This window comes from Mesorhizobium sp. M7A.F.Ca.CA.002.09.1.1, assembly GCF_003998555.1.
Taxonomy (GTDB): Bacteria; Pseudomonadota; Alphaproteobacteria; order Rhizobiales; family Rhizobiaceae; genus Mesorhizobium; species Mesorhizobium ciceri.
Map to the genome: position 1 here is coordinate 1 of NZ_RZRR01000340.1, position 5,433 is coordinate 5,433.

The 5,433-nt window shown below is 64.1% G+C and carries 5 protein-coding genes; 3 read left to right on the forward strand and 2 right to left on the reverse strand.

The genetic code is table 11. From position 1 onward, the window contains the following. The 3 genes from aroA to rpsA form a co-directional block, all read left to right on the forward strand. The coding region (gene aroA / locus EN994_RS16280) for a 3-phosphoshikimate 1-carboxyvinyltransferase (RefSeq protein WP_127307647.1) at positions 1-1,210 on the forward strand (1,210 nt) is incomplete at its 5' end. 67 nt (positions 1,211-1,277) lie between these two features. After that, positions 1,278-1,922: a (d)CMP kinase gene (gene cmk, locus EN994_RS16285; RefSeq protein ID WP_127307648.1), complete on the forward strand. Its 645-nt coding sequence runs from the start codon at positions 1,278-1,280 to the stop codon at positions 1,920-1,922. Between the two features lie 215 nt (positions 1,923-2,137). Continuing rightward, positions 2,138-3,835, forward strand: coding sequence for a 30S ribosomal protein S1 (gene rpsA / locus EN994_RS16290; protein WP_013528183.1), 1,698 nt, complete (start codon positions 2,138-2,140; stop codon positions 3,833-3,835). A gap of 97 nt (positions 3,836-3,932) precedes the next feature. Here rpsA and EN994_RS16295 read toward each other — a convergent pair whose 3' ends face one another. Next, positions 3,933-4,640, reverse strand: a complete 708-nt coding sequence (locus EN994_RS16295; RefSeq protein ID WP_063169846.1) for an SDR family NAD(P)-dependent oxidoreductase — start codon at positions 4,638-4,640, stop codon at positions 3,933-3,935. A 169-nt stretch (positions 4,641-4,809) separates the two neighbouring features. After that, positions 4,810-5,433: thiamine pyrophosphate-dependent enzyme (locus EN994_RS16300; RefSeq protein WP_245466039.1), on the reverse strand; the 624-nt coding region annotated here is incomplete at its 5' end.

Genomic DNA, 5,433 nt, shown 5'->3' on the forward strand with positions numbered 1-5,433 from the left:
GCTCGAAGGCGAGGACGTGATGCGCACGGGTGCCGCCATGAAGGCAATGGGCGCGCATATCGAGAAGAACGGCGACGAGTGGGTGATCCGCGGCACCGGCAACGGCGCGCTGCTGCAGCCGGAAGGCCCGCTCGATTTCGGCAATGCCGGCACCGGCTCGCGGCTGACCATGGGCCTTGTCGGCACCTATGACATGGAGACGACCTTCATCGGCGATGCCTCGCTGTCGGGCCGGCCGATGGGCCGTGTGCTGGAACCCTTGCGCCAGATGGGCGTGCAGGTGCTGAAGGCGACGCCGGGCGACCGCATGCCGATCACACTGCATGGACCCAAGCATGCCGCACCGATCACCTATCGCGTGCCGATGGCCTCGGCGCAGGTGAAGTCCGCAGTGCTGCTCGCCGGCCTCAACACGCCCGGCATCACCACGGTGATCGAGCCGGTGATGACACGCGACCACACCGAAAAGATGCTGAAGGGGTTTGGCGCCAATCTGTCGGTCGAAACCGACGAGCGTGGCGTGCGCCACATCTTCATCGAAGGCCAGGGCAAGCTGACCGGCCAGACCATCGCCGTGCCGGGCGACCCGTCCTCGGCCGGCTTCCCGCTGGTGGCCGCCCTGATCGTGCCGGGTTCGGACATCACGATCGAAAACGTACTGATGAACCCGACCCGCACCGGCCTGCTTTTGACGCTGCAGGAGATGGGCGGCAACATCGACATCCTCAACCCACGCAATGCCGGCGGCGAGGATGTCGCCGACCTGCGGGTACGTTACTCCGAGCTCAAGGGCGTCATCGTGCCGCCCGAGCGGGCGCCGTCGATGATCGACGAGTATCCGGTGCTGGCGGTCGCTGCGAGCTTCGCCGAGGGCGAAACGCTGATGCAGGGGCTGGAGGAGTTGCGGGTGAAGGAATCCGACCGGCTGTCGGCCGTCGCCAACGGGCTGACGCTCAACGGCGTCGACTGCACCGAGGGCGAAGCTTCGCTTGCCGTGCGCGGCAAACCGGGCGGCAAGGGCCTTGGCGGCCATCCCAACGGCAAGGACACCACCGTGCAGACCCACCTCGACCACCGCATCGCCATGAGCTTTCTGGTCATGGGGCTGGCGACGGAAAAGCCGGTGACCATTGACGACGCCGCCATGATCGCGACCAGCTTTCCGGAGTTCATGGGGCTGATGACGGCGCTGGGCGCGGAGATCGGGTGACGGTCGTGGCAACCAATAGCCTTGGTACGTTGGCAGGCCAGCGCCCAACCCTTTCGGCGGTCTGCCAATGACACACGTCTTCACCATCGCCATCGACGCCCCCGCCGGCGCCGGCAAGGGCACCCTCGCCCGCCGGCTGGCCGACCACTACCGCCTCAACCTGCTCGACACCGGCCTCACCTACCGTGCCGTGGCCTATGCGCTCATCCAGCACGCGCTGCCGCTCGACAATGTCTCGGCGGCTGAAACCGCTGCCCGCCAGGTCGATCTGGCAAAGCTCGACCGGACGGTCTTGTCGGCGCATGCGGTCGGCGAGGCGGCCTCCAAGGTCGCGGTGTACCCGACCGTGCGGCGCATCCTCGTCGAAAAGCAGCGCGACTTCGCCAAGACGCCGCCGGGTGCGGTGCTCGACGGGCGCGACATCGGCACCGTGGTGTGCCCCGACGCCGACATCAAACTCTATGTGACGGCGAGCGCCGAGGTGCGAGCACAGCGCCGGCTGGCCGAGATCGAGAGCATCGGCGGGACCGCTGATTTTACCGAGATCCTCGCCGATATCATGCGCCGCGACCAGCGCGACATGGGCCGTGCCGACTCACCTTTGAAGCCGGCCGCCGACGCGCACTTGCTTGATACCAGCGAAATGGCTATAGAAGCCGCGTTTCTTGCAGCCATGGCGATCATCGATGACGTCTTGGCCAAGAGAGACTAGGTCTGATCCGGGTTTTTCCCTCGTCTTTCCGTTGTCGGAGGCGAAGAAAATACCCATATCGGGCACGAACCAGCCTGCCAGCATTCTTCATGCGCCGGAATTGCCGCTTAAAGAGCGGCCCAGGGCTTTTGTAGCCCGGAACGCCGGCAGGCCAACGCAACGCTAACCCACGGCGCCCGTCCCGCTTCCAGATGCGGGGCACTCCAGGAGAAACAATGTCAGCTGCAAATCCCACTCGCGATGATTTCGCGAGCCTGCTCGAAGAATCATTTACAACAGGCCATTCCGGCGAAGGCCAGGTCGTCAAGGGCACGATCACCGCGATCGAAAAGGACATGGCCATCATCGACGTCGGCCTCAAGGTCGAAGGCCGCGTGCCGCTGAAGGAATTTGGCGTCAAGGGCAAGGACACTACCCTCAAGGTTGGTGACACCGTCGAAGTCTATGTCGAGCGCATTGAAAACGCGCTTGGCGAAGCGATGCTTTCCCGTGAGAAGGCCCGTCGCGAAGAGAGCTGGGTCCGTCTCGAAGAGAAGTTCACCAAGGGTGAGCGCGTCGAAGGCGTCATCTTCAACCAGGTCAAGGGCGGCTTCACGGTCGACCTCGACGGCGCCGTGGCCTTCCTGCCGCGCAGCCAGGTCGATATCCGCCCGATCCGCGACGTCTCCCCGCTGATGCACAACCCGCAGCCCTTCGAGATCCTCAAGATGGATCGCCGCCGCGGCAACATCGTGGTGTCTCGCCGTACCGTGCTCGAAGAGAGCCGCGCCGAACAGCGTTCGGAAATCGTGCAGAACCTCGAAGAAGGCCAGGTTGTCGAAGGCGTCGTCAAGAACATCACCGATTACGGTGCGTTCGTCGACCTCGGCGGCATCGACGGCCTGCTGCATGTCACCGACATGGCATGGCGCCGCGTCAACCATCCGACCGAAATCCTCAACATCGGTCAGACGGTCAAGGTGCAGATCATCCGCATCAACCAGGAAACCCACCGTATCTCGCTCGGCATGAAGCAGCTCGAGAGCGATCCGTGGTCCGAGATCGGCACCAAGTTCCCGATCGGCAAGAAGATCAAGGGCACCGTCACCAACATCACCGACTACGGCGCGTTCGTCGAGCTGGAGCCGGGCATCGAGGGTCTCATCCACGTTTCGGAAATGTCGTGGACGAAGAAGAACGTGCATCCAGGCAAGATCCTGTCGACGACCCAGGAAGTCGACGTGGTGGTGCTCGAAGTCGATCCGGCCAAGCGCCGCATCTCGCTCGGCCTCAAGCAGACGCTCGAGAATCCGTGGCAGGCTTTCGCCTCTAGCCATCCGGTCGGCAGCCAGGTCGAGGGCGAGGTCAAGAACAAGACCGAGTTCGGCCTGTTCATCGGCCTCGAAGGCGACGTGGACGGCATGGTGCACCTTTCCGACCTCGACTGGACCCGTCCGGGCGAGCAGGTCATCGAAGAGTACAATCGCGGCGACATGGTCAAGGCGCAGGTGCTCGACGTCGACATCGACAAGGAGCGCATCTCGCTCGGCATCAAGCAGCTGGCCAAGGATACGGTCGGCGAAGCGGCGACTTCAGGCGAACTGCGCAAGAACGCGGTCGTCACCTGCGAAGTCATCGGCGTCAAGGATGGCGGTCTGGAAGTGCGGCTGGTCGACAGCGGTATCGAAACCTTCATCAAGCGCTCCGACCTGAGCCGTGACCGCGACGAGCAGCGCCCCGAGCGCTTCACCGTCGGCCAGAAGGTCGATGCCCGCGTCATCGCCTTCGACAAGAAGACCCGCAAGCTGCAGGTCTCGATCAAGGCGCTGGAAATCGCCGAAGAGAAGGAAGCGGTCGCTCAGTACGGCTCGACCGACTCCGGCGCTTCGCTGGGCGACATCCTGGGTGCCGCGCTGAAGAAGCAGGGCAGCTAAGTCTTCGCACCGCGAAGCCTTCGCACAGGCTCCAAAACAAAACCCCGCCGGAGCGATCCGGCGGGGTTTTTTTTTGACCTAGGTAAAGGTTGGAAAGTTACGCCCTGCCGTAAAGCGGCACCAGCGTGCCGCTCATCGCCTGATTGGCCGGCGAGGCGAGATAGGCGATGGCCTCGGCGGCGGCTTCGAGGCTGACCCATCTTGTGACATCGGCATCCGGCATATCGGCGCGGTTTGCCGGCGTATCTAGCGTCGACGGCGCCACGGCATTGACCAGGATGCCCTTGTGCTTCAGCTCTTCGGCCATCGCCACCGTCATGGCTGCCACCGCCGCCTTGCTGGCGGCGTAAGCGACCATGCCGGCGCCGCGCCGCGGATCGAGCCCGGCGCGCGCGGTGACGTTGACGATGCGGCCCGCCGTGTCCGACGACAGCATCGAGCGGATCGCGGCGCGGCAGCACAGGAAGGCGGTGCGCGCATTGGTGTCCATCATCTCGGCAAAGGACGCCGACTCGATCTTTTCAACAGGCGCCGAGGTGAAGCCGCCAGCCAGATGGATCGAGCCCCAAAGGCCCGGAACCTGGCTATAGAACGCTTCGACCTTCGCGGGGTCCGAGAGATCGACGTTGTGCACCAGCTGGACACGGTCATGCGAGGTTAAGGGGAAATGCGTAGGGGCGGCGGCATGAGCATTGGGCACATGGCAGATCGCGCCGTCGCTCAGCAGTTTGCCGACAACCGCACCGCCGAGCGCACCGGTCCCACCAGTCACGACGATATGCTTGCCTTCAAGTGTTTCCGTCATCTTGGACGCTCCTGTCATTTTTTTATCGTTAGGTCATTTCTGTGCCGCCGACGCGAAGCGTCGCGCCTTTTGCGCCATCACTCAATTGACATCTCGACATGGCAGTTGTCGCGTCTTTGCATGCGTCCGACACTTCAGCCGTGGCCCGCCAAAACGGGAAACCCGCGCTTCAGTCAACTGTGATTTCGATGACGCGCGGCAGTCCGGTGGCCCGGGCGCGCTTCAGCGCGTCCGCGAGAGCGTCGATATCGGCAAGCCGTTCGGCGCCGATGCCATAAGCCTCGGCCAGCTTGCAGAAATCCGGCGGCGCCGGCGATACGCCAACCGGCTCGACGCCGACATCGAGCATCGAGGTTTCGATCTCGCGGTAGCCTCTGTTGTTCCAGACGACGAAGATGACCGGTACCCGCGCGTCGAGCGCGGCGCCCAGTTCCGGCAGCGTGAACTGGAAGCCGCCGTCACCCGTGAGGCAGACGACCGGCGCATCGGGTATCGCAAGGGCCGCGCCAATTGCGGCCGGCGGGCCGTAGCCAAGCGCGCCGAAGCCGGTGGCGGCATTGAACCAACCGCCTGGCCGATCATGGTCGTAATAGAGGTTGGCCGCATAGATCGGCTGCGTCGAATCGCCGACGATGAGCGCGCCCGGCAAAGCGTCGCGGATCATCTCGACGGCGCGCATCTGCCCCTGCAGTGTCGGATTGAGCTCGGCAAAGGCTGCTTTGCGTGTAGTAGCGGCGCGCGACGAACCGCCCTCGCTTGCCCGGACATGGCGGGGTTTCCGAAGCAGCGCTTC

What these genes read in the sequence shown, in the direction of transcription:
- rpsA (WP_013528183.1), top strand. Translation starts at nt 2,138, where the DNA reads ATGTCAGCTGCAAATCCCACTCGCGATGATTTCGCGAGCCTGCTCGAA.
- cmk (WP_127307648.1), top strand. Translation starts at nt 1,278, where the DNA reads ATGACACACGTCTTCACCATCGCCATCGACGCCCCCGCCGGCGCCGGC.
- EN994_RS16295 (WP_063169846.1), bottom strand. Translation starts at nt 4,640, where the DNA reads ATGACGGAAACACTTGAAGGCAAGCATATCGTCGTGACTGGTGGGACC.